This is a genomic window from Bacillus sp. 3255, from assembly GCF_031456485.1.
In the GTDB taxonomy this organism is placed as follows: Bacteria; Bacillota; Bacilli; order Paenibacillales; family NBRC-103111; genus Paenibacillus_E.
In genome coordinates this window covers 202,259-225,375 of sequence record NZ_JAVDUS010000007.1, presented here as the reverse complement: position 1 = coordinate 225,375, position 23,117 = coordinate 202,259, and the positions used below count along the sequence as shown (strand labels likewise).

Annotated in this window: 21 protein-coding genes and 1 pseudogene; 6 read left to right on the top strand and 16 right to left on the bottom strand. The window is 47.0% G+C overall.

What is annotated here, in order from left to right:
• Positions 1–360 precede the first annotated feature (360 nt).
• The 3 genes and pseudogenes from J2X61_RS36575 to J2X61_RS13115 all read right to left on the bottom strand — a co-directional run.
• Positions 361–542 (bottom strand): annotated as a pseudogene (locus tag J2X61_RS36575) (IS91 family transposase); the annotation flags it as partial.
• Positions 543–789: 247 nt separating this feature from the next.
• Complete coding sequence (gene nagA / locus J2X61_RS13120) at positions 790–1,944, bottom strand: N-acetylglucosamine-6-phosphate deacetylase (protein WP_274470271.1); 1,155 nt, start codon at positions 1,942–1,944, stop codon at positions 790–792.
• A gap of 111 nt (positions 1,945–2,055) precedes the next feature.
• Positions 2,056–4,206: an alpha-galactosidase gene (locus J2X61_RS13115; RefSeq protein WP_310188237.1), complete on the bottom strand. Its 2,151-nt coding sequence runs from the start codon at positions 4,204–4,206 to the stop codon at positions 2,056–2,058.
• A 106-nt stretch (positions 4,207–4,312) separates the two neighbouring features.
• Between J2X61_RS13115 and J2X61_RS13110 the strand changes: the two genes are divergently transcribed.
• Positions 4,313–5,185 (top strand): AraC family transcriptional regulator, encoded by an 873-nt coding sequence (locus tag J2X61_RS13110; RefSeq protein WP_310188235.1) that lies wholly within the window; start codon positions 4,313–4,315, stop codon positions 5,183–5,185.
• Positions 5,186–5,206: 21 nt separating this feature from the next.
• On the opposite strand, the gene J2X61_RS13105 is transcribed toward J2X61_RS13110, so the two are convergent.
• The 3 genes from J2X61_RS13105 to J2X61_RS13095 are packed head-to-tail and all read right to left on the bottom strand — an operon-like array spanning position 5,207 to position 7,074.
• Positions 5,207–5,746 carry a methylated-DNA--[protein]-cysteine S-methyltransferase gene (locus tag J2X61_RS13105; RefSeq protein WP_310188233.1) on the bottom strand — a complete coding sequence of 180 codons (540 nt, stop codon included), beginning with the start codon at positions 5,744–5,746 and terminating at the stop codon, positions 5,207–5,209.
• A gap of 12 nt (positions 5,747–5,758) precedes the next feature.
• A complete protein-coding gene (locus J2X61_RS13100) occupies positions 5,759–6,964 on the bottom strand; it encodes an AlkA N-terminal domain-containing protein (protein ID WP_310188232.1) in 1,206 nt (401 codons plus the stop codon).
• A complete protein-coding gene (locus J2X61_RS13095) occupies positions 6,892–7,074 on the bottom strand; it encodes an Ada metal-binding domain-containing protein (protein ID WP_310188229.1) in 183 nt (60 codons plus the stop codon). The genes J2X61_RS13100 and J2X61_RS13095 overlap by 73 nt, the downstream gene beginning before the upstream one ends.
• Before the next feature lie 164 nt (positions 7,075–7,238).
• Between J2X61_RS13095 and J2X61_RS13090 the strand changes: the two genes are divergently transcribed.
• Genes J2X61_RS13090 through J2X61_RS13070 form a run of 5 tightly spaced genes read left to right on the top strand, consistent with a single transcriptional unit; the run spans position 7,239 to position 12,444 of the window.
• A complete protein-coding gene (locus J2X61_RS13090; RefSeq protein ID WP_274470277.1) occupies positions 7,239–8,759 on the top strand; it encodes a spore germination protein in 1,521 nt (506 codons plus the stop codon).
• 18 nt (positions 8,760–8,777) lie between these two features.
• Positions 8,778–9,974 (top strand): Ger(x)C family spore germination protein, encoded by a 1,197-nt coding sequence (locus tag J2X61_RS13085; protein WP_310188227.1) that lies wholly within the window; start codon positions 8,778–8,780, stop codon positions 9,972–9,974.
• 6 nt (positions 9,975–9,980) lie between these two features.
• Positions 9,981–10,223, top strand: a complete 243-nt coding sequence (locus J2X61_RS13080) for a hypothetical protein (RefSeq protein ID WP_274470279.1) — start codon at positions 9,981–9,983, stop codon at positions 10,221–10,223.
• A gap of 32 nt (positions 10,224–10,255) precedes the next feature.
• The gene (locus J2X61_RS13075) at positions 10,256–11,350 is read left to right on the top strand and encodes a GerAB/ArcD/ProY family transporter (RefSeq protein WP_274470904.1); all 1,095 of its coding nucleotides are present in this window, start codon (positions 10,256–10,258) and stop codon (positions 11,348–11,350) included.
• Entirely contained in the window at positions 11,350–12,444 is a 1,095-nt protein-coding gene (locus J2X61_RS13070) for a GerAB/ArcD/ProY family transporter (protein WP_310188346.1), read from the top strand. The genes J2X61_RS13075 and J2X61_RS13070 overlap by 1 nt, the downstream gene beginning before the upstream one ends.
• Before the next feature lie 20 nt (positions 12,445–12,464).
• Here J2X61_RS13070 and J2X61_RS13065 read toward each other — a convergent pair whose 3' ends face one another.
• The 10 genes from J2X61_RS13065 to J2X61_RS13020 form a co-directional block, all read right to left on the bottom strand.
• Complete coding sequence (locus tag J2X61_RS13065; protein ID WP_310188225.1) at positions 12,465–13,988, bottom strand: glycoside hydrolase family 43 protein; 1,524 nt, start codon at positions 13,986–13,988, stop codon at positions 12,465–12,467.
• A gap of 47 nt (positions 13,989–14,035) precedes the next feature.
• Positions 14,036–15,649, bottom strand: coding sequence for a response regulator transcription factor (locus J2X61_RS13060; protein ID WP_310188224.1), 1,614 nt, complete (start codon positions 15,647–15,649; stop codon positions 14,036–14,038).
• Positions 15,642–17,399, bottom strand: a complete 1,758-nt coding sequence (locus tag J2X61_RS13055) for a sensor histidine kinase (protein WP_274470282.1) — start codon at positions 17,397–17,399, stop codon at positions 15,642–15,644. Before J2X61_RS13055 ends, J2X61_RS13060 begins: the two co-directional genes overlap by 8 nt.
• Positions 17,400–17,485: 86 nt before the next feature.
• On the bottom strand, positions 17,486–18,373 hold the full coding sequence (locus tag J2X61_RS13050; protein ID WP_310188345.1) for a carbohydrate ABC transporter permease: 888 nt from the start codon (positions 18,371–18,373) through the stop codon (positions 17,486–17,488).
• A 53-nt stretch (positions 18,374–18,426) separates the two neighbouring features.
• Complete coding sequence (locus J2X61_RS13045) at positions 18,427–19,329, bottom strand: ABC transporter permease (protein ID WP_274470283.1); 903 nt, start codon at positions 19,327–19,329, stop codon at positions 18,427–18,429.
• Positions 19,330–19,395: 66 nt separating this feature from the next.
• Positions 19,396–21,126, bottom strand: a complete 1,731-nt coding sequence (locus J2X61_RS13040) for an extracellular solute-binding protein (protein WP_274470284.1) — start codon at positions 21,124–21,126, stop codon at positions 19,396–19,398.
• Between the two features lie 281 nt (positions 21,127–21,407).
• Positions 21,408–21,623, bottom strand: a complete 216-nt coding sequence (locus tag J2X61_RS13035) for a hypothetical protein (protein WP_274470285.1) — start codon at positions 21,621–21,623, stop codon at positions 21,408–21,410.
• 45 nt (positions 21,624–21,668) lie between these two features.
• On the bottom strand, positions 21,669–22,076 hold the full coding sequence (locus tag J2X61_RS13030; protein WP_310188222.1) for a sugar phosphate isomerase/epimerase family protein: 408 nt from the start codon (positions 22,074–22,076) through the stop codon (positions 21,669–21,671).
• Between the two features lie 27 nt (positions 22,077–22,103).
• Positions 22,104–22,355, bottom strand: a complete 252-nt coding sequence (locus J2X61_RS13025) for a hypothetical protein (protein ID WP_310188343.1) — start codon at positions 22,353–22,355, stop codon at positions 22,104–22,106.
• A gap of 112 nt (positions 22,356–22,467) precedes the next feature.
• Positions 22,468–23,013 carry a TetR/AcrR family transcriptional regulator gene (locus tag J2X61_RS13020; RefSeq protein ID WP_274470910.1) on the bottom strand — a complete coding sequence of 182 codons (546 nt, stop codon included), beginning with the start codon at positions 23,011–23,013 and terminating at the stop codon, positions 22,468–22,470.
• Positions 23,014–23,117 lie beyond the last annotated feature (104 nt).

Genomic DNA, 23,117 nt, shown 5'->3' with positions numbered 1-23,117 from the left:
GTCCCTTGCCCACAGCCTGCTGCATAAGCAAGCTCGGCTCCTCCTAGAGAGCCAAGCCTCTACCGAGAGTCCCGCCCATAGCGGGAATTTCTCCTGTTACATGCAGCCTGGCGGATCCTCGAATGCTGAATAACAGGAATTCCTCCCGTTATTCAACCCGTACTCGCAGCCTTTACGCGAAATAGGGATGAATTAACGGGAGGAGTTCCCTTTATTCGTACGACTGGGCTAATTTTCTCGCGAATAACGGGAGAAATTCCAGTTACGCTTTGCGGCTGACCAAGCAAGCTCGGCTCCCTCAACGAGAGAGCCACGCCACGCCGCAGATCAAGAAAAAACCGCCAGGGAATATCGCCCTGACGGTCCGATCTTATGCTTCTTCTCAATTGTTCTTTAATCATCCGTACGGCCTCGTCCATGAACTCTTTCAACATTTTTCTATGAAATAAAAGAACATTCCACAGCCCTTCATCGATCGTAAATACCACATGTCGATAATTCACCTGGAATACATCCTCTGTTAGTAATCGGCTCCATTCTTCTTAAAAAAGGAGCTAAGCGCAAACAAGCCGCTTAGCTCCTTATTCATTCAATTCCCGTCTTCCTTAGCCGACCCTGCGCGCCTTCAGCGCTTGAAGCTGCGCCTCGGTCATCCCGATGGTGCACAAATAGTGCTCGGTGTTCGTGGATTCTTCCGCGAGGTGCTTCTTCTGATCGGATCATTCCCGGAATCATTCATGTCAATGATGGAAAAAATACTGCCTTCAATGTCGTTCAGAAAAAATCAATTTAAATGATCCGCCCTTCAATCATCGTCCATTGAACCTCATACTTCTCGTTCAATAGAACCAAATTAGCGAAATATCCCGGCTTGATTGATCCAATTTGGCATAAGCCTAGAATTTCAGCTGGTGAGGCAGCAGCCATTTGCACAGCATCAACAAGCGGAATACCTGTCTGAACGGTATGGTGTAATGCTTCATTCATCGTCACCGTGCTTGAGGCCAACGTTCCGTCTTTCAGGCGAGCGACGCCTTCCGATACCATGACCTCATGACCGCCAAAACGGTATGTCCCATCCCCGAGTCCCATCGCTTGAAGTGCATCGGTGATCAATACCATCCCCGACGGTCCCTTGATACGATGCATAAGCCGGATAATCGCGGGATGCAGGTGCACCCTATCTACGATGGCTTGAAGACTGACATGCTGCTCTTCGAAGGCAGCCACGATCAATCCCGGATCGCGGTGATGAATCGGGCGCATTCCGTTGAAACAATGCGTCACATGACTGGCTCCCGCAGCAAAGGCCGACTTGGCCTCTTCATAGGTAGCGTCGGAATGAGCCAAGGCAATAACGATTCCTTGATCCTTCAGAAAGGAGATAAGCTCCATGCCGCCCGGCAGCTCGGGTGCGAGTGTAACCATTTTAATAAGACCGTCCGCTTCATCCAAGATTTTGCGCATTTCCTCTAGATCCGGATGTCGGAGATACTTCTCATTCTGCATGCCTTTCCGTTTCGGATTCAGGTAGGGTCCCTCCAAATGAATACCAGCGATTTTGGCTCCGGCTTCATGCCCTATTACCTTCTTCACGCTGCGAATCATCGCATACAAATCCTCTAATGTTGATGTTACAGACGTTACTAAGAATGACGTGCATCCCGTTGAAGCGCAAGCGCGTGAAACCGCTTGAATACTCTCCTCCGTTCCATCCATCATGTCAAATCCGTTAGCTCCATGAATATGCACGTCTATCATTCCGGGGATTAACAGGTGTCCTTTTCCATCCAACTGCTCATAATCCGACTTAAAGGGGTCTTCCGGATAATCACTTGCTTCCTTTATCATTTGGATGTACCCATCTTGGATCCAAACTTCAGCCTCGCGTACAATCCGATTCTCCGCAACTAGCTGAACATTGCTAATGATTACGTTTTTCATTCTGGTCCTCCCTTGGAATTCCAACTAGATTATTTTCTTGCACACTCTAAGAGGTTAGACTATGGCAGCCGGGAATTAGTTGGGTCTATCGGTGCTCAGATTGAAGACTACTTACTCTGTGAGCTGATAGCGATAGAGCACAAACGAGAAGGGCGCCGAAAGAACGAAAGGATATTTACCGCTCGCGTCCGCCTGTACCTGCACAATTTCTTCACTTTGGTTCGCCATGACGACATCCTTCTCCTCCATGCGAATGATCTCCTTAAGGCTAAGCGTGGCACTACGCTCTACGCCCCAAAGCTCCATCGCATCCTGCGAGGCCTGATGTTTCTCCCGAATGATAAGCAAATATCCGCTATACGGATCTGTTATACTTTGAAGCCCCGTCCAGGAAGTCCCCGACGGCTCCTCGCCTAGGGGTAGAACATGCCCTCCCAATATGGCGGGATGATGAGGCTTGACGGCTTCAATCACTTTGGCTAACGAAGCCGACTGCAAGGCATCCAACCCTGATGTCTCCATCCAGGCCAAAGCATTGGTAAAGGCGGCAACCATAAAAGCATATGCCTGTCCGCTATGATAAGGAGCTAAGGGATCCTCCATATACTTATCTCTATTCCGCGAGACATTCAAGTACTCCATTTGCAATCTGTCTGCAGGGATGTACGGCATTAGCAACCACAAATTGCGCAGCGTCCAATGCGGATAATAATTGCCCCAATCCGTATAGCGATTTTCAAGGAATATCGTTCCATAATGGGTTTGTCCGAAATACCCCAACCGTTGTTGCGCCGTCGCATCAATATTAAGTACCACCTCGCCTCCCGTGGCTTTTACGACCTGACGCATCATATTCAGCAGTTTCGTTTCTCCAAGCTTGGATCGAATGTCTATGCCATCTAATTTAAAGGCCGCGATCCCATACTTGTCATGCAGCTGGAGCAAAGTGGCAACGTCCTTCTCCCAATTGACGTAATGATCGGAAGAGTCCGGTGAAAACCATAATCCGAGCTTAACCCCCCGTTCATCAGCCGCTGCCACAATCGGTGACAATCCATTAGGAAAACGTTCAGGATGGACTTGCCAGAATTCCCCATCGCCACTGTAATAATCGCTCCAAAGCCCGCCTCCAGACACGGCATTCACGGAATTGCAGGTGATCCCTTTTTGCCAGCCGTCATCGATTTGCATCATGGTAAGACCGAGATTAGAAGCTGCCTGCAGTTCTTTCAATAGGAAGCCTTCATGCAATGCGCTGTCTTTGGAACGGTCGCCCCATGTATTGCTCATCAGAAAGCTGTCTCTCTCCGGCCTATACTGTCGAAGATTTCTGTGGTAATCATTCAAGAGCCGTAGGCTGTTATAACCATTGCCATCATAAACCCCGACCATGGTTCCGTAACTCGTTACAGGTTCCCCTGACGCCACATCCTCCTGCGTGATGCCTGAGCCTTGGACGGAAAGGCTTTTACCGTGAAAATAAAAATCCATACACGCCGGCTGTAAATCCCCTAACGGAGTAGGACCTTCCTTCATCATCAGTAATCCGCCGTCGTGAAGCGTCGATTGGAGCCTAAGCAGGTTGCCGCGTATACCGAGCTGTTCATTCACATACATCAAGCCATTATCTTTGCTAATCAGATTATTATGGGTATCGGTTTGATCACGGAAGCTTACCGTTTCCCACCGACAATGCAAATGCTGAAGGGGCAGCAAGTCGCAATAGTCTCCCCCGGCTCTCCCACGGTCTTGATTATTGTCATCTAATTGAAGCTCATCTCCTGCAGCATCCTCATTCGGCTTGCGATCCGGCTGTATCCAGGCTATGAATGAAGGAGCGGCTTCAATCTCGCGAATGGATGCCCGATAACCGGATCGTACCGTAAATTCGTGACGAATAAAAGAGGCCCCCGGGTATATTTTAATCGTTAGACGGACAACCAACCCTCCGTCGCCATGATCCAAGTTCATGTCCACATCCGCCCGCAAATACGGCTTGGAGATGCCATGATCATCGTCTTCATAAGCATTAACCCGAGCATCCGTTACTTTTGCGGCAGATGACAGCCATGGGAATTGAAACATCGGTTTTCTGCCGGCAGGAGACAACCATTCGATTTGATTCTTTTTATCATAGATAGACCTGCTTAGCAGTCCTCCATCTTCAAAAGCCCATACGCGTTCAATAGCTGCGTTACCGGCTTTTACTTGCGACCCCTCGATTACGACGTAGCCATCCTTCAACCACTTCGATTTCAACATAGAGAAACACACCCCAATGTGGTAAAATATTTTCCAATAAATCGAGTATATCTCCTTTACAAGGAACGAAAAATAGGAACATTTTGAAAAGGAGTGGTAAAAAATTGTGGATAGATCATTTGGGTTTCGATATACGTCCACCGAAGATAACAACCTATTTAAACTCGTGTCCATCGGTCATGAAATCACACACGATGAGAATTATCAGTGGGATGGAATGAAACGCGAAGGAGCCGGCTTCATTTTTCAATATACGCTTAAAGGTGCTGGTATGCTGCGAATCGGCGAGGAACAAATGGAGGTAGGCAGGCATCAGGCTCTATGGGTCCAAATCCCCAGTGACCACGCCTACTGGTTTAACCCGGCGGCAGCGGAGCAATGGGAATTTATATGGATTCGTTTCGAGGGCATCAAGGGGGAGAACCTGCGCCAAGAGGTGATGGGGCTGGACAGCAGCATCCTCGCTATCCATCCGGAAGCTGCGCCGATTACATTGCTCTGGCAATTATACGAGGATGTAAACCGTAAACAAATAGGTGACCGGTTCGATCTTTCACTGCGCATCTATGAATGGCTGCTGTCTCTTCAGCGATTTCTTCACAGCAGAGAGGCCGTTGCCTTTCAGGACATACCGGCTGCTTACCGTACGGTTGCAGGACATATCGATCATCATTACGGTTCGGACCTTTCCTTAGATCAATTGGCTGAGGTTGCCGGACTTAACAAATACTATTTATGCAAAATGTTTCCCCTGTATTATCATGTCAGTACCATGGATTATCTGCGTAATCGACGAATAGAAAAAGCCGCCGAGCTGCTGCAAAAACCCCATCTTACGATTAAGGAAATCGCGTTTCGTTGCGGCTTTCACGATGCCGGCTATTTCGGCAAGGTGTTTCACAAAATGATGGGCATGTCTCCCGGCACGTACAGGGAAACAGCGAGTAAGCATGAAGATTATATAAGGCTGCTTGAATAGCTTTAAGCCGTCTTATCAACATCAAAGGGCTGTACCTCTTGTAGGCACATACAGCCCCGACATATCGGCACCCTCCAACTCAAGCAATTTCACCTTTTTATGAACACCCCCGGCGTACCCCGTCAAGCTGCCGTTTGAACCTACAACCCGATGGCAGGGAATGAGGATTGAAATCGGATTATGCCCAACAGCTCCTCCAACCGCTTGGCTTGACATGCTTTCCTTGTTCATCCTTGCCGCCATTTTTTTTGCAATGTCGCCGTAGGTGATCACCTCGCCGTATGGGATTTCACATAGAATGCTCCATACCTCTTGACGGAACCCGCTGCCAATGGGACGGAGCGGCAATGCTGAAATGTCGGGCTTCTCGCCCGCAAAGTATTGGTTCAGCCATTTTTTTACGGTATCGAATATCGGCAGGTCACCACACACGATCGCCCCTTCAGGTATAGTTGCCCCGTGATACTTTTGCCCCTCAATCCATGTGCCAACAAGGCCGCATCCATCCGCTGCGAGTGTAATGATTCCTAGTGGTGACGGGTAGGTTGTCTGATAATACATGTTCCTGCCTCCTTATAGCGCGTTCCAAAGGTTGATAGTGGCATAACTGCGCCACGGCCGCCATGCTTCCGCCATTTTCAGTAATTCCTCTGAGGTGTAGGGACCCGCATCTGTCTCAAGGAATGCGTCCGGCCATTCCATTGCACGCATAGCGATGTACTGCGCTGTCCAGCTTCCGATACCGCGAATCGCCATCAGCTTCGTCATCTCTTCCTCCGGCTGGGCCGGGAGGTCAAAATCAATTTCCCCCTGTACGAATGCTCGTGCCAGTTCATAAATCGTGTTTGACCGTACAGCGGTAACACCTAATACGCCGAAGCGATCTTCAATCGCTCCTTCTAAAGACAATAGATCTTCGGGTAAAGGAAAAATGTGGGTCAATTCCTCAATCGAGGTTTGGATCGGCATGCCGTAAGTTTGGACAATTCTGGATGCCAATGTGCTTGCCGCTTTCACTGTAATTTGCTGTCCCAGCACCGCCTGCACTGCCATTTCAAACGCATTGAAGCACCCCGGCACGCGGGCTCCCAGAACACAAAGACCGGGTTGTATATCGTTCATTACCCGAAGTGTTTCGTGCACCGCACCCGGGTCGCAATACAAGTCAAACAGATGTCGGATCCGTGCAAGTACTTGCGGCAGTACCGGCAGTAAAGTATCGCTTACGGTTACGCTCAATGCATGCCTTTTAGGATCATGCCCCACCCGCACCCAACCATAGATAGGCTTTCCATCAGCGTTTACCATATGAACGGTACGCATGTATTCGCCGTTTTTTACTGCTTCAATTCCAGCTATTGTGCGTCCGGCCAGAAGATGCAGCATTTCGTCCCAAAGATAAGGCGGACGGTAGCTTAATGATAAAGTTATGTTGTCTTTATGCTTTTTTTCTTCTGCATTCCGTTTTCGTAAGGCCGTGGGCGAAAGCTTATACTGTTTTTTAAAAAGGCCGTTGAAACGGCGCAAGCTGCCAAAGCCCGCCGCCATCGCAACTTCCAGTACCGACAAATCTGTGTCTGTGAGCAGGTTTTTGGCAAGGAGCAATCTGCAGGTTTGCAAATACTGAATCGGCGACACGTGATACTCTGCTGCAAAAACGCGCCGCAAATGTCGGTCCGTACAACCAAGTCGCCCGGCTAATTCCGCTAAACTTTGCCCGCTGCCGCTGCAGTTCCATAAAACGTGCAGTTTTCCGGCTTCGGTTGCTTGGCCTTGCATACAGGGCGGCAATAAATTCCCGTTGACAATACGCCTACAAAAAAACGTCCGTCGAAACGTGCGTCTTTTGCCTTGAACGCTGCATACAGAGCATCTTTGTTATCCGTCATCTAATCACCCCTTTCCTGACCTGGTTTTATTATACCATGCTGCGCGAAAAGGTCTGGCCATTTTCGGACATGGTTTTTGAAAGCGACACTTAGAGTCCTAGGAATAAAATGGATAATATAGGGGATTATAACACGAATAATATCCAATTGAGGACGATTCCCCGATGACACAGCCCTTGTCCGATTCAATTACAGAAAACTTGAGCTATATTCTCGAGTCAACAGGAAATAGCGATGATATTGTCTCCAGAACATTTCGTGCAGGCCCTGACGGACAAATCCAGGTATGCCTTCTTTATACGGATGGCTTAACGGATAAGAATTCGGTTCAAGAATTCGTCATTACGCCTCTAATGAATCATATTGGCCCACGGGAAGTGGACCTGCTTTGCTATTCGGATGACACTTTATTCTCTGGACTCAAGGAACAGGTCCTCACGGTGGGAGCGATTAAGGATGTTCAGGATCATGAAGCGTTAATCCATTTTCTCCTGTCCGGCCAGGTCATCTTGCTTATTGAAGGCATATCCCAGGCCTTATCGATCAACATGAGCCAGTGGGAGGATCGAGGCGTCAGTGAGTCAAGCGCACAATCCGTCGTACGCGGGCCGAAAGAAGCCTTCACGGAGAATCTGCGGACCAATACCTCTTTACTTCGCCGAAAGATCAAAGACCGGAACCTCTGGCTGGAAAGCATATCGCTCGGTCAATATACCAAAACAAACGTTGCGATCATGTATATTCATGGTTTAGCTAATGACAAAATTGTGGAAGAGGTTCGCTCCCGTCTCGGAAGGATTCAGATAGACGGCATTCTTGAGAGCAGTTATATCGAGGAAATGATCGAAGATAAGAAGTGGACGCCATTTCCGACTGTATTCAATTCGGAGCGGCCGGATGTGATCGCTGCAGGACTTCTGGAAGGACGCGTCGCGATCTTGGTGGACGGCACTCCTTTCGTTCTTCTGGTCCCCGCATTATTCGTCCAATTCTATCAAGCAGCGGAGGATCATTATCAGCGGGCAGATATCAGCACCTTAATCCGTTTCATTCGAATCTTCGCTCTTTTTATTGCTCTTAGTGCTCCTTCACTCTATATCGCCATCACAACATTTCATCAGGAAATGCTGCCAACCAGGCTGCTTATGAGCTTGGCAGCACAGCGGGAGGGGGTCCCATTCCCCGCTTTTATTGAAGCCTTAATGATGGAAATAACATTTGAGATATTGCGGGAAGCCGGTATCCGCATGCCCAAAACCGTTGGACAAGCGATCTCCATCGTAGGTTCCCTGGTTATCGGGCAAGCGGCAGTGGAAGCAGGAATTGTTTCAGCAGCTATGGTCATCGTTGTTGCAATTACGGCAATTTCCAGCTTCGTCCTTCCTTCTTATAACATATCCATTACGATACGTATGCTGCGGTTTATCCTGATGGGTTTAGCCGCATCCTTCGGCCTGTACGGCGTTACGATCGGTACCTTAACCTTGCTTTTGCATATGTGCAGCTTGCGTTCCTTTGGTGTTCCCTATATGAGTCCATTTGCTCCGTTCATTCCAAGTGATCAGGATGACGCTCTCTTCAGGCTGCCTCGTTGGATGCAGCGCAAGCGACCGCGTTTAATCAACCAAACAAATACGATCCGGGAAGAACCGGCTCCTCATCCGAAATCCAGAGGTTCCGTCTGACGTTAAGGAGGAAATCGTATGCTCAAACGTAAGCTGTTATTTATTTCGCTGACTGCATGCTTCGCGGTGATGCTCTCAGGCTGCTGGAATCGCAGAGAAATGAATGAACTTGCTATCAATATGGGGCTGGGGATCGATAAACTCGGTGACGGTTACCGTATTACCGCTCAAGTTGTCGTGCCCCGAGAAGTTGCCTCCAAACAGGGAAGCGGCGGCCAGGCTCCCGTGACCGTATATCAGTCCTCAGGCAAAACCATTTATGAAGCTTTAAGAAGAATTACCGAAGAAAGTCCCCGGAGGCTCTACTTATCCCATCTCCGTGTTCTCATTCTGGGAGAAAACTTGGCGAAAGAAGGGTTTGCTCCGGTTCTGGACTTTCTATCTAGGAATCATGAGATGAGGACGGATTTTTTCATCGTTGTCGCCATGGGTTCGCCGGCTGAAGACATCTTGAAGGTGCTGACACCTATCGAAGAAGTCCCGTCCAATAAGTTGTTCACTTCGTTAACTGAATCCGGAAAAGTATGGGCCCCTACAACGACTATTACACTTGATAAAGTCCTTAACGATCTGGTCCGAGAGGGGAGAAATCCCGTGCTTACCACAGTCAGAATGGTCGGAACCATGACGAAAACCGTTAAAAACATCGCTATTACAGAACCTAATGCAAGAATCAGGTATGCCGGTTTGGCTGTTTTCAAGAAGGATAAATTGATCGGATGGTTAGATGAAACAGACAGCAAGGGATATTCCTACATAACCGATAAGGTGGACTCGACCGTTGGTCCGATTACCTGTCCCGAAGGAGGTGTAATGAATTTGGAGACCATTCGATCCAAAACCAAAATGACAGGCAGGGTTGTGGAAGGTCATCCGGAAATTACAATCGAGATCCACAGTGAAGGAAATATCGGTGAGGTACAATGTGCAGCTGATCTTAAGAAGCCAGAAACAATTGATCAATTAGAGAAAATAGCCAATGAACGAATACAGAAAATCGTGAAACATACCCTTGCCGTGGCTCAGACAACCTACAAATCCGATATTTTCGGGTTCGGGGATACAATAAGACGATCAAACCCTAAAGATTGGGATCTGGTCAAGAAAAATTGGGAAGATGAATTCCCGAAAACGGCTGTACAGGTGAAATCGGACTTCCAAATTCGCAGAGTGGGAACCGTGACGAACTCCATCTTTCAGCAAATGAAGGAGTGAGCCAATTTGTGGATCATAGTAGCTGGGATATGCACCGCATCGTTAGCCTGCCTGGTTGTTGAAGCACCGGCATTGAGAAGAACGCAGCAGAAGAAAGACCTTATTGTCTTCTATCTGATGCTGCTTGCCGGCACCGCTTTAAGCATCATTGAGTTTGCAACGAATTTCAAGCTGCCGAACCCTTCTCGATTGATTATCATCGTTTACAAACCTGTTTATGAAGTGGTTAAAACCTTGCTCGAACAATAACAAAGGAGAAAGGAGCGGAACGTTTGGATAAGGTGAAAATCAATGGTGCGGAACTCGTTGCGCTGATGCTGTTATTCGAAATGGGCAGTGCCGTTGTCGTGGGATTGGGCATGCAAGCCAAACAAGACGCATGGCTGGCTATTCTCATCGGGATGTTGGCAGGCCTAATCCTGTTTCTCATATACGAGCACTTATTCCGGGTTCATGCTCATCACTCTCTGGTCGGTTATTTACAGATCCTTTTAGGCAAAAAAATAGGAACAGCGGTCGCTTGCTTGTATTTGGGTTATTTTCTCTACATTGCTTCACGAGTATTGAGGGATTTCGGTGATTTGCTGCTAAGCTCCATTCTACCTCTGACGCCAATGCCTATCGCCCTTTTGACGATGGTCATCCCTGTCGTGTACGCTTGCTTACTCGGGATCGAAACAATCGGGAGGGTTGGAGAACTGCTCCTTACATTTATTTCCATGTTGGGCTTGCTGGCGGCTGTTCTTCTTGCCGCATCGGACGTCATTCATTGGGAGAATCTGAAGCCCTCTTTGGAGAACGGCTGGAAACCAGTGCTCGCAACGGCGTTCCCACTTACCTTGACTTTTCCTTTCGGGGAAACCATCGTCTTTTCGATGCTCCTTCCTCACTTGAACAATACTTTATTGGCTCGAAAGATCGGACTTGTTTCCATTGTGATAAGCGGTCTGATTCTGAGCTTCATCATTGCAGTCAATATCAGTGTTTTATCGGTATTCGGTGCGGAGAACTCTACGTTTCCCTTGCTGAAAACATTAGGCAAGATTAGATTAGGAGGATTTATCGAAAGACTGGAAGTGATAGCAATCATCACGTTGATCATAGGGGTATTTTTTAAAATTACAACCTTCCTGTATGCCTGTTTCGCAGGGTTGATTGAGCTATTCCAACTCGAAAGAAGAAAAGAGCTCGCATGGTCCCTGGGGCTGCAAATGTTTATTTGCTCCATCACAATGGCGGACAACTTCGTCGAGCATATCGAAATAGGATTAAAAACCGTTCCGACCTATCTCCATCTCCCTTTCCAGGTCGGTCTCCCCTTATTCCTCCTCGCACTCACGTGGATTCGCAATAAATATAGAACGATTGGCAGGTGATGATGATGCAGGGCCAAGAAAAAATCAATAATCGGCAGCTGGCCGTTCTCGTAACTCTCTATACGATTGGCGATTCCATTCTGGTTCTGCCGTCGATCCCAGCTATGATCGCGAAAGAAGATGCGTGGATTTCCGGTTTGGCGGGCTTACTGATTGGCCTGCTCTTCGCAATGATGTTTGCCTGGTTAGGCAAGCAGAATCCTGGATTAAACGTGTATCAATACAGTTCTAAGCTGCTTGGCAAATGGGGTGGGATGTGCATCGCTCTGCTGCTTACCTACTATTTCTTTATAATGGTTTCTGCTCAGATAAGGGAGATGGGCGATTTTATGACGGTACAAATCATGCCCGAAACCCCCATTCACTCGATAATCCTTTTATTTCTTGGAGTCGTTATCTTAGGAGCTCGTCTTGGGATCGAGACTATCGCTCGTTTGGGGGAACTTCTTTTTCCCTATTTCCTTCTTATGTATTGTGTTCTGGCTCTCTGTTTAATGCCGGCCATCGACTGGGAAAATCTCTACCCTGTCTTGCATACGAAATGGAAAACAATCGTCTACGGCTCGATTACGACCACTACGTTTCCATTCGTTGAACTCGTCAGTTTCCTAGTTATCCTGCCTTCTGTAAATAATGTCAAGCGGATTCAGAAAAGTATGTTGGTGGGGACGCTTATCGGAGGGATTACGCTAGAAATTATGATCGTACTGACGATTGCCGTGCTCGGAGCCCCCGTTACGGCTAACCAGATTTACCCTGCATATTCGCTGGCGAAAAAAATCAGCATCGGCAATTTTTTGGAACGGATCGAGGCCATGCTTGCGATTATGTGGATTGTTACAACCTATTTCAAGACGGTTCTTAATTATTATGCCCTGATGTATGGGATTGCCAATTTGACAAAACTGAGCGACCCGAAAGTGGCAAGCCTGCCGATCGGCATGATCCTAGTCGTCTCATCCCTTGTCTCTTTCCCAGATATTACCTACTTCAGCGACTTGGTGACCAATTACTGGCCATACCTCGATTTCACCATTTGTTTGGCGCTTCCATTGTTATTGATCGGTTTCCATTACAAAGTAAAAAAGTCCTGATTAGATCGTTCTCAACAGGCCTATAGAGGGACTCCATCCACCCTTGTATATCGAAAAAAATCAAAGTCAGCATGCCCGCCAACATGTCTGGAAGCGTAATTAAACAACCCCATCCGGTATCCCATAAAATGGTCCAGCGTATACTTCATTTTAAGCGGGCTTCCGATTTGTTTCCATGCTTCACCGTTTGCTGAATAGTAAAAGCTGGCCGTATCCATGCTATTTTCAAAAGCGAAGTGAATTTTCAAATAAATAAGGTTATCATCATAGGGAAGCCGCTCGACCGTTTCTTCTAGGCCGTCGCCTTGGTTGATACACATCGCAACATAGCGGCTGCCGTTCGCATCCACTTGAATGCCGACGGTTCCAAAGTGGTTTTGGAGCGCAACCATCCCCGCGTGGTCTCCCGGCCTCATGTGGGTTACATCCATCACCGTCATTCCGATACACCCGGGTCCTTCCGTCCGCTGCGTCAATGTATTGCGGGCTAATAAGACACTGCGGGTTATATTCCCCGCCACTAAACGCAACCAGCCTCGCCGCGCGGTCACCGACCATAGCAGGTTATCCGGATTATGATTCCACTGCCAATTTAGCGCCAATTGATTGGACGCATAGTCGAACTCATCGCTTATGACCATAGTAGATGGGACTGAACTTGGCAATTGCGCTTCAAATGTCATTGGCGCCTTTCCATTCATCCCAATGACAGGCCAATCGTCCACCCAAGAAACCGGCATTACAACAGGAACTCTTCCTACCGCATCATGATCTTGGAATAATACGGCATACCACTCATGAGCCGGCGTGTCGACAATCCCTCCTTGTGCAATACCATGATTGCGATAGCCCATGTCGTCATCGAGAATGACTTTATGTTCATAAGGACCCAGAAGCTCTCGTGACCGATAACAAAGCTGTCTGCGTCGCCGTTTGCCGGTATTAGGCCACTCAATGAAGAACAAGTAATAATAACCGTTCAGCTTATACGCATGGCATCCCTCGCACCGCAGCCCGATCCCCTCTCGCTCCGTCTCGAAGAGCCGTTGATGGATGCCGTCAGCTTTTACCGTCCTCACATCCGACATTAACTCTGTAATACGAATACTCCCGTTGCCGTGAATGACATAAACGCGGCCTTCATCAAATAGCAGACTCGGATCATGATGGACCCCTGCGATTACAGAGCGTTCCCACTCCCCGTTCTCGATATCTGCCGTCCTGTAAATGTAAAACCGGTTCATATCATTACTCGAGAAGCACACATAGAACATGCCACTATGATGACGTAAACTTACAGCCCACGCTCCTTTGCCATAAATGCCTTTCCCGTCCAGCAAATTGTGCGCATCGTTATCCTCTAAAGTATCATAAACGTAATTGACGATTCTCCAATCCATCAAATTCTCGGACTTCATAATCGGGCATCCGGGCATCGCATGCATGCTTGTGCTCACCATATAGTAAGCGGTTCCCACTCTAATCACACATGGGTCCGGAACATCCGCCCAGATGACCGGATTCGTTATCGTCACATTCCCCATCGCCGCATTCTCTCCTTATGAGCCCAAAGCAGCCCAAGTGATTGCTCTTATTTCCTGACAGTCTCCCGATATTCCACAGGTGTCACGCCGGTAGATTTCTTGAAAAAACGAGTAAACGAGTGCGGGGTTTCATATCCGACCTGCGCACCTACCTCCGCAATCTTCAGCTCGTCCCTCTTGAGCAGCATTTTGGCTTTCTCTATTCTAATTTCATCAATATACTCGGATAAATTGACTCCACTTTCCTGTTTAAAAAGCCGCGATAAATAGGATGGATTGAAGTGAATCACGCTGGCCAAACGGACGAGAGACAAGTCCTCGCCAAGGTGCTCCTCAATATACGAGCGTACCTTCTCTATCACCTCAGCTGCTCTGTTACGTTCTACACTCAGTCGGAGATCGAACAAGGACACCGCGGTCTGTTTTAAAAAGTCGAAACTATCTTGCCAGGACGAATGTCTATCTCTTTGCATGAGCCCGGTTGTGCCAACTCGATCATGCAGCTCCCAACGATTAACGTAGGACAAGAAGAAGAGAGCAATCGTATAATACAACTCCAAGGCAAACGGTCCCCCGTTTCCGCGTTCATCAAAGGCCGTTTCCGTAAGTTCCTTGAACAATTGGAGAAATCCCTCTCTATTTCCATTTTCAAGATAAATCGCCAATGAATCCGCCTTATCTCTCAGCGTCCTAGAATTGGCCGATGTTTCAATCGTGTCCAAGTTGACCGTTTGTATCATCTGGGAGCCGTCCCCCGCTCGCCAATGCTGCTCACCTCTCATTCGATCGTATATCTCGGAAAGCCGCTTCCAATCACATGGATCTGAGCTGAGCGTAATGGCAAACGTGATTCCCAGAGATTCATGACAAGCACGCTGTAAAAGCTCGAACTGTCCTTCCAGAAAGGATACCGTCCGCGTATACGCCTCAATCGCTCCACCGGCATGCTTCGGTTGAACGAGCCAGACGAGGCTGCCGTAATGATCGATGATGCCAAGACTATCGGTGCGTTCAGCCAGAAATTTCTCTGCAAGGAACTTGACTGCCAGCGCCGCTTCCTGATTTTCGGCAAAGGAGTTGTGCATGTTCGTACGCTGCAAGTCACCAACCGCTACGAGGACGGGCATAGCGGGGTCAAGAGCAATACCTAATTTACGGAAGTCAGTTTCCAAAGCCTCCGCTTCTCGCGTCCCCTGAAGCAAATAACGGAAATAGTTCCCTTGAGCAAGCGTCTCGAGTGTGCTAAGTTTCTCACTCGATCGCTTGATGAGATCATGAAACTTTAAACTATTCTCCAATTCATATATGGCATCGGTTACCGCTTGGATAATCACATCGTATTCTTCACTTTTCAGGAGATAGCTGACTCCGGGAGTTTGAATCGCCTGGTAGACATAATCAAAGTCATTATAGCCGGTCAAAAAGATGATTTTGCAATGCTGCCAGCTGCTTCGTATGTTTCTCATTAGCTCTAGACCGTCCATGCCGGGCATGCGGATATCGGATAACACAATGTCCACTCTCGTCGTATTCATCCAATCCAGCGCTTCTTCACCGGAATAGGCTTTATACAGATCAAGATTCAGATTCAGTTGGCTAAAGACATCGAACAGCCCGTCTGTAATAACTTCCTCATCATCAACGATCAACATTCTAATCATGAACGTCACCCCCCTTTAAGGGAATGCAGATGGTTGCTTGCAATCCCCCGAGATCGCTTCGGCTTATTCGCAGACCGTATTTCTCACCGTATGTGATCTTCACCCGGCGATGAATATTCACCAAACCTGTCGTCTCCGTTTGTTCATTATCGTTATCCAAGGTATCCGATATATGCTGCAAAGCTTCGTCCGTCAAACTCTCACCGTTATCTTCCACCACTATGCGGATTTCAGACTCTGCCACTTCGAATCGTATGACAACACATCCGCTGCGTTTCATTCTTTCCAAGCTGTGTTCAAACGCATTTTCAATGATGGGCTGCACAATTAAACGCGGCACTGACTTCTGTTCGATTTCCGGCGGGAGAGCGTCGAATTGCACACGGATACGCCGCGAGAAGCGTAATTCCTGAATCTCCGTGTACATCCTCGCATGGTGAATTTCTTGTCTCAACAATACTTCGTCAGAAGCATTCCGCGTCACGAACTGGAAATACTCGCCTAATTGCGTTGCGAACTGTCCGATTCGTTCAACGTCTCCAATCTTTGCCATCGTCCTCAGAATAAAGAAGCTGTTATATAGAAAATGTGGATTAATTTGCGACTGGAGCTGCTTCAGCTCCGCCCGTTGCGTCATAATTTTCTGCTTGTAGACTTGATCGATCAAAGAACGAAGATTGGTGACCATCTGGTTAAACCTGCCATACAAGTACCCAAGCTCATCCTTAGACTCATGGTGAATGTTAACATCAAGATCCCCATTCTCCATACGCCGAAAGCTTTTTACAAGTGTTAACAATGGTTTGTGAATAAATTTATACGTGGAGAACGCATAAATCGCAATGATGACAAAAGCAACGAGAATAAATAACCAGGCCCATATATAAAATTTGTCCAACGGCTTCTTAATCATCTGTTCGGGAATAAGCCGGTAGATAGACATATTCAAATAACCAGAGCTTGCAATTGCGGTATAATAGCGGTTCCCCGAAATGGTGAACGTTTCCGTGCTTTGATGGGGGGCTTCTCTCATTTGCTCAATGGTTGCCGTGACATCCGGCTCTAAGTGCTTTAATGATCCGCTCGAGAGTATGACACCCGATTTGTTCGTTGTCAGCAGAGTTCCGCTGCCGGGATATGTATTGAATTGGCTTAGCGCCTCCTGTAATCTCTCTTGATCCAGTTCGATTTCAATAATAAACAGCGGTTGGTTCCCCATGGTCACACTTGGCTTTGCCGCACTTAGAAATAATCCGCCCTTCCACTCAACAATCTGGTTATTCCTGCTGCTTAATTCCGAACGTAAGCCATTATACCGTTCAGTATTAAATTCACTTGGGCCATTTGCGGAAGAAATCGTTTTGGATAACGGATAAATATGAGCACTTACATTTTTAATATATGGACTGCTATTTTGAATCGCGTAGAGCCGTTTTCGAAGCGAGTTTATTTTCTCCGTACGTTTAAAAACATCCATCGTATCCCAAGTCAACGTCAGTTCGTTGAGATCCTCATCCTCAATTACGCTATACTGCAGCAGCTTCATCCGTTCAACCTCTTTTTCAAGATCGGTTATATAGAAGGTTAGCTGGGATACCGCCGTTTTGGAGATGTCTTCGCTTGCCGTTTGCACAATCCAGTGATAAAGATAGACACCAAAGATCAGGATCGGCAGCATAATAAGCAAAAAAGTACTGAGAAGCCGAAGGAAAATCGTATTTCGTATAGAGAACGGTTGACGGTTGATCAAGGCACGAGCCCCCAACTTTTTTCTTCCATTATAGCCTGAACCCTATAAGCTTCGTAAACATTTTCGTTAGGAACAAGCCCCCCCCTTCACCCTTTGACACTGCCAAGTACAATCCCCTTAACAAAATACTTTTGCAGGAATGGGTACGCCAAAATGATAGGAAGGGATCCTAGGAATATCTGCGATGCTTTCAGCGTCCGATCGGAAATGAGCGCCAAATTCATCGCCTCGTCGCGAGACAGGTTCGTTAAATTTTGTTGAATCACAATCGTCTGAATATAGCTTTGCAGCGGGTAATGACTAGGGTCCCCCATAAGGAGAAGTCCGTCAAACCAACTGTTCCAATGCTCCACCATTGAGAATAAAGCTAGCGTCGCAAGAGCGGGTTTGGATATCGGCACGTAGATTTTCCACAGCGTTGTCCAGTAGCTGGCACCGTCCATGACAGCCGCCTCCTCGAGCTCCTTCGGCACCTCGCGAAAAAAGTTCAGCAATAAGACAATACTGAAAACAGGAACGGCCCCCGGCAGGACTAGCGCCCAAATCGTATCGAGAAGATGGTACTCTTTAAGTGTAGAGTACCAAGGAATCAAGCCCCCGTGGAAAAGCATCGTTAAAAAGAAAACCCAAGCGTAAACCATACGCAGGCGAAACGCCTTCGTTTCTTTGGATAACGGAAAGGCAACCAGAATGGTTAAAATCAAATTCAGTGGTGTACCGATTGCAATACGCTCCAAAGACACCAGCATGGATTGCCAGAACGCTTCCCGGCTGGCTGTATACGTATAGGAGGCCAATGTAAAATCAACCGGCCACAATTTCACATAACCTGCTGCTGCAGCAGTACTTGAACTAAACGAAACGGCGACAATATGGACTAACGGCAGTACACATATTAACGATACCAGTATGAGAAAGGTCGTATTCAGAACGGAAAACCATTCGAGCCGCCTACGACTCGCAGATACCCGCATATATGCGTCGGACGCAGATCTTGTTGATGGCTGTATCATCGTTTTCCCTCCTCTTAGAAAATTCGATATTTCGCAAATCGATAAGCGACAAAATAAGAGCCCGATATCAGGATAAGCGATACCAATGATTTAAATAATCCAACAGCAGTTGCAACACCGTATTGAGCATCTAATAGACCGATCCGATACACAAAAGTATCCAGAATATCGCCGCTTTGGTACACTTGCGGACTATACAAGTTAAACACTTGATCGAATCCCGCATTCAGCAGCTGCCCAAGGCTTAGAACAGATAACAGAACGATGACCATGCGCATGCCGGGAAGGGTAATATGCCAAATCTTATGCCAACGGTTAGCACCATCAATCGTAGCAGATTCGTATAAGCCGGGATCTATGCCGGTTATAGCCGCTAAATAAACGATGGTTCCATAGCCAAAGTTTTTCCAGATATCGGATGACACCAGCGTAAATGGAAACCAATGATTGTCCCCAAGGAAAAATATTCTCTTAAGTCCGAGTGCATCCAGCAGTTGGTTAACAATACCGCTGGAGGGAGATAAAATATCGATGAGTATACCGCCAAGAACGACCCACGAGAGGAAATAAGGTAAATAAATTGTCGTTTGTACACTTCTTTTGATGACTTCATTCTTCAATTCGTTGAGAAGAATGGCAAAGATAATCGGTACGATTAAGCCTAGAATAAGCTTAAGACTCGAAATAAAAAGGGTATTCCACAAAACCTGATTAAAGCTAGGCAGGTTCATGACATAGTTGAAATTATCCAAACCGATCCACCGCTGATTACCGAAAAGACCTTTGGCAGGAATGAACTTCTGAAAAGCAATAATAATTCCTGCCATGGGGACATAGGAGAATAGAATAATCAGTACCAGTCCCGGTAATATCATTAGATGCAACGGAAGCTCTCTCCATATTTTCCTGGTTCCCATAACCATCCTCCATCCGTTGAAGCAAAATAAGCAGAGGAAGGAAGATCACTCCTCCTCTGCCCAATGCTACTTCTTCGTTTTCACATACCAATCATTTACTTCTTTCGTAATCTGGTCTCCGCCTAATTTGGCCCAATCTTTCACAAATTTGTCAAATTCATCGACAGATCCGCCCATAATGATTTTGGTGTACGTTTCATTCATTAACTTTTCCAAAGTTGACTTACGTTCAACCATTGTAGGTGTAGGTGCTCCGACAAATTTATCCATCAGGAACTGATTGTTTTTATCGTACTGATCCACGATCCCCTCGGAGCCTTCCGGACCGTAAATCCGCTCCCAACCCCATAATGCGAATCCTTCCTTCGTTGCTGACTTATAGGCATCCAGTTTACTTTGAATGGTTTTGGCTTCCCCTTTCAAAGAGGAGAAATCTCCAGCTTTACGGGCTGCATCGATCGCTCTAAATGCTTCTACGTTCTTTTTAACCGGAGCTGGTGTGACCGGAGACAGCTGCCACACGCTTTCCGCTTCCGGAGGTGCGTAATATTTGTCAAACTCCGCCGTTGCGCCGAAGTTTTTCTCCAGATGAAGATTAAACAATTTGATGACTGCTTCAGGATGCTTGAACCCCTTTTTAACCGCGAAGAATTTGGTCGTACTGAATTTCAGAGGAACCTTCGGCGTATCGCCGGATTCTGAAACAATCGGAAATGCGCGCCATTGTGAATTAGGCTCATTGTTCTTGTTTAATTGCAATGGCCAGATGGAATTCCACTGTTCGCCGTATTCCATCCCAATCTTTCCGGAGGCGATTTGCTCGGATACTTTGCCTCCATCCTTGGTACCGAACTCTTGGTCCAATTCACCGTTTTTGAACATGATCTGAAGCGATTGAAGCGCTTTCTTGACTTCTGGCTGAATGCCTCCATAAACCAGCTTACCGGATGCATCTGTCAACCACATATTCGGATACGCCTTGTAGCCGGCCATGAATCCTTCCAATCCCATGGCTCCGCCCCATAAGGTTTTGGTTAAACCGAGCCCAAATGTATCTTTTTTTCCATTGCCATCCGGATCGTTTTCTGCAAATGCTTTGGATATCGCCTGCACATCAGCCATTGTTTTCGGAGGCTGTAAGCCTACTTTCTGCAGCCAATCCGTACGAATCCAAATAAACATCGCGCGTTCGAGTGAAGAATCGACCTGTGGGATCGCCATCAATTTGCCGTCAATGGTAACTGCATCGAATGGACTGCTGCCCTCCTGTGATAAAATTTGTTTGGTTAACGGAGAAGCGTACTTCTCGTACAAGGCCGTCATATCTTCAATTTGTTCAGAGTCAGCTAATTGCTTCAATTGCGTTGCATTGACAGGAATAACGTCAGGCAAATCACCGGAAGCTAACGTTACATTTAACTTTTGTACATATTGCTCCGAGGTATCGTTCCCCTTGACGACCCAACTGTTTTTAATATTGATGCCCAACTGATCCTTATATAAACGACTCCAGCGGTTATCCTCGAACGTTTCACCTTTAAGCACACCTAGTACATTATTTTCTACAACATCACTGAGATTACGCACGAAAGATACATCGATTGGCGGATCATACTTGCCAAGTGGGTCCGCATTTGTAGCTTTCACATCGCTTGTCCCCGCCGTGCTTACCGCATCTTTTGCAGCCTCTTTCTGTCCGGCCGCCGGTTCATCCTGGTTACTGCATGCAGCTAAGAAAGTAGAAATGACTAAGAACGAAATGGATAACGCTTTCACTTTATGCTTTCTTTGTTTCATGAACATCCCCCAGTTCCTGGTTTTATAATCCCTCACAGCGATGCTGCTGTGTTATGTACTCATTATAAAATCCATAAAAGAAGCCAGCAATGTGCAACTCTTTACTTTACTTACCTGTTGTTGTCATTTTGTAAGCGCAAACATGGCGTAATTTCTCTCCGAAAATACACCAACCCGCTTCGCCTGTTACGAAAATCGTTGAAAAGGAATGAAATCCTTCATAGAACAAAAAAAAGTGCCGCCGTCAGGCATGCTCTTCCAGTCTTGTTACACAATCAAAACTAAGTGTTGAAACCGTTACATAGTCCCTTCGCATATGCCAAGCCTAAATCATGTTCGATCGAAGGCACATACTCCAGACCGACGTAGTCCGTATATCCTGCAGAGCGCAGCTCTGCAAACACGTCTTCATACGCTATATCACCGATTTGCAGTTCATGGCGACCAGGGTATCCGGCAGCATGAATATGTCCGATATCCGGGAGCCGCTCCAGCATCGTCGGAATGTGATAGAAAGTGACCGGGATGATCGATTCGTGTATTCAGCGGCTCCAGCACCAGGGTAATGCTGCATCTTCCACGATAGGTGCGGCCAAGCGCAAGCCAGCTACAATATGTTCAAGCTGGCGCTCACGCTCCACACCCGGCTGCTCAGAACCTGCTGTCGTGATTAGCGTGGAACATCCCAAGCGCTTTGAGATCTGGGCCGCATCCTTGATCCCTTCCACATAGGCTCGGTGAGCCTCCTTGGATACAAACGTGCCGCCATTCGTGCAGAATGCTGAGAGTGTGAGCGAGCGGCTTTTCATTTCAGCTTCAAGCCTGCCGATGTCCTTCGTTTTCCAATTCCAGAACTCAAAGGCCCCGATCCCATTGGCTTGAACTACCTGCAATGCATCCCCTAGATCCCATCCTTTGAATAGCGAATCCATACATACCGAAAGCTTCATACGTTCTCCTTTCTGAACAGATGGCCTCTAAACAACCTCAATGACCGACTGAGCCGAATACACTCCCTCAGAGGATGCCGACAACACTACACGTCCTGTTTCCCCCGTCAATCGGATGACCGTGCTGACACAGCCTCGGTACATATGCATCCAATTCGTGTCGTAAGACTCACTTGAACAAAGATCTCCATTATCTACCGCGATAATTTCCGCCGGCCCGGCAACATGGAAAATGACCTTTGAGCTATCGCGAAATACAGGTGTGCCCTCCGAGTCTATGGCTCGAACCGTGAATAGTTTCTGATAACCTGCTCTATAGGCTTAATTCATTAAGACAGAATGAAAATAATATTTCAATTTGATTACATCTTTAAACTAACGTTCTGTTAGCTTACAAATTCCTCTCAAACAATAACCCGAGATGTTCAGCTAAGACATGATGCGGGATCGGCTTATTATTAGTAAACCACCACTCCACAACCCCGACGAATGCGGATGCTACAAACCTCACAATTAACTCATCTTTTAATCCCTGGTTTTTCCCTTCGGCGACGTCTACCTCTTGCTTAAATTGTTCGATAAGAAAGTCAAGGAACCTTGTGCGAAAGAAAGGAGCTCCTTTACTCGCTAGCATGAACGAAAAGAAAGAATAATTCCGTTCGAAATATTCGGTCCATAGCGGTGAGCCGCTAAAATAGTCTAGATCTGCTCCCATTATGCAAATTTCGCGGAGCTCATTGATATGCGACTCAACAAGCTTATCTAGTAAATCATATTTGTCTAAATAATGAAGGTAAATGGTCCCCCTACTCACATTGGCCCTGTCGGATATGTCTCGAATCGTAATCTCGTCGAAATTCTTTTCAGACATCAAATCTATAACCGCGTTTTTGATTGCTTCCTGCGTTTTACCTATTCTTCGATCCACTTTAGACATCAAATTCACCTGACTTTCAAGAAATAATAAACAATGTTCTAACCTTTGTTCACTAATTAACAAATTGCGTTGATCTAACAATTGTGGTTCTTCCGTACCTGAAT

What these genes read in the sequence shown, in the direction of transcription:
- nagA (WP_274470271.1), bottom strand. Translation starts at nt 1,944, where the DNA reads ATGAAAAACGTAATCATTAGCAATGTTCAGCTAGTTGCGGAGAATCGG.
- J2X61_RS13115 (WP_310188237.1), bottom strand. Translation starts at nt 4,206, where the DNA reads ATGTTGAAATCGAAGTGGTTGAAGGATGGCTACGTCGTAATCGAGGGG.
- J2X61_RS13105 (WP_310188233.1), bottom strand. Translation starts at nt 5,746, where the DNA reads ATGTATTATCAGACAACCTACCCGTCACCACTAGGAATCATTACACTC.
- J2X61_RS13100 (WP_310188232.1), bottom strand. Translation starts at nt 6,964, where the DNA reads ATGCAAGGCCAAGCAACCGAAGCCGGAAAACTGCACGTTTTATGGAAC.
- J2X61_RS13095 (WP_310188229.1), bottom strand. Translation starts at nt 7,074, where the DNA reads ATGACGGATAACAAAGATGCTCTGTATGCAGCGTTCAAGGCAAAAGAC.
- J2X61_RS13090 (WP_274470277.1), top strand. Translation starts at nt 7,239, where the DNA reads ATGACACAGCCCTTGTCCGATTCAATTACAGAAAACTTGAGCTATATT.
- J2X61_RS13085 (WP_310188227.1), top strand. Translation starts at nt 8,778, where the DNA reads ATGCTCAAACGTAAGCTGTTATTTATTTCGCTGACTGCATGCTTCGCG.
- J2X61_RS13070 (WP_310188346.1), top strand. Translation starts at nt 11,350, where the DNA reads ATGATGATGCAGGGCCAAGAAAAAATCAATAATCGGCAGCTGGCCGTT.
- J2X61_RS13065 (WP_310188225.1), bottom strand. Translation starts at nt 13,988, where the DNA reads ATGGGGAATGTGACGATAACGAATCCGGTCATCTGGGCGGATGTTCCG.
- J2X61_RS13060 (WP_310188224.1), bottom strand. Translation starts at nt 15,649, where the DNA reads ATGATTAGAATGTTGATCGTTGATGATGAGGAAGTTATTACAGACGGG.
- J2X61_RS13050 (WP_310188345.1), bottom strand. Translation starts at nt 18,373, where the DNA reads ATGCGGGTATCTGCGAGTCGTAGGCGGCTCGAATGGTTTTCCGTTCTG.
- J2X61_RS13045 (WP_274470283.1), bottom strand. Translation starts at nt 19,329, where the DNA reads ATGGGAACCAGGAAAATATGGAGAGAGCTTCCGTTGCATCTAATGATA.
- J2X61_RS13040 (WP_274470284.1), bottom strand. Translation starts at nt 21,126, where the DNA reads ATGAAACAAAGAAAGCATAAAGTGAAAGCGTTATCCATTTCGTTCTTA.
- J2X61_RS13035 (WP_274470285.1), bottom strand. Translation starts at nt 21,623, where the DNA reads ATGCTGGAGCGGCTCCCGGATATCGGACATATTCATGCTGCCGGATAC.
- J2X61_RS13030 (WP_310188222.1), bottom strand. Translation starts at nt 22,076, where the DNA reads ATGAAGCTTTCGGTATGTATGGATTCGCTATTCAAAGGATGGGATCTA.
- J2X61_RS13020 (WP_274470910.1), bottom strand. Translation starts at nt 23,013, where the DNA reads ATGTCTAAAGTGGATCGAAGAATAGGTAAAACGCAGGAAGCAATCAAA.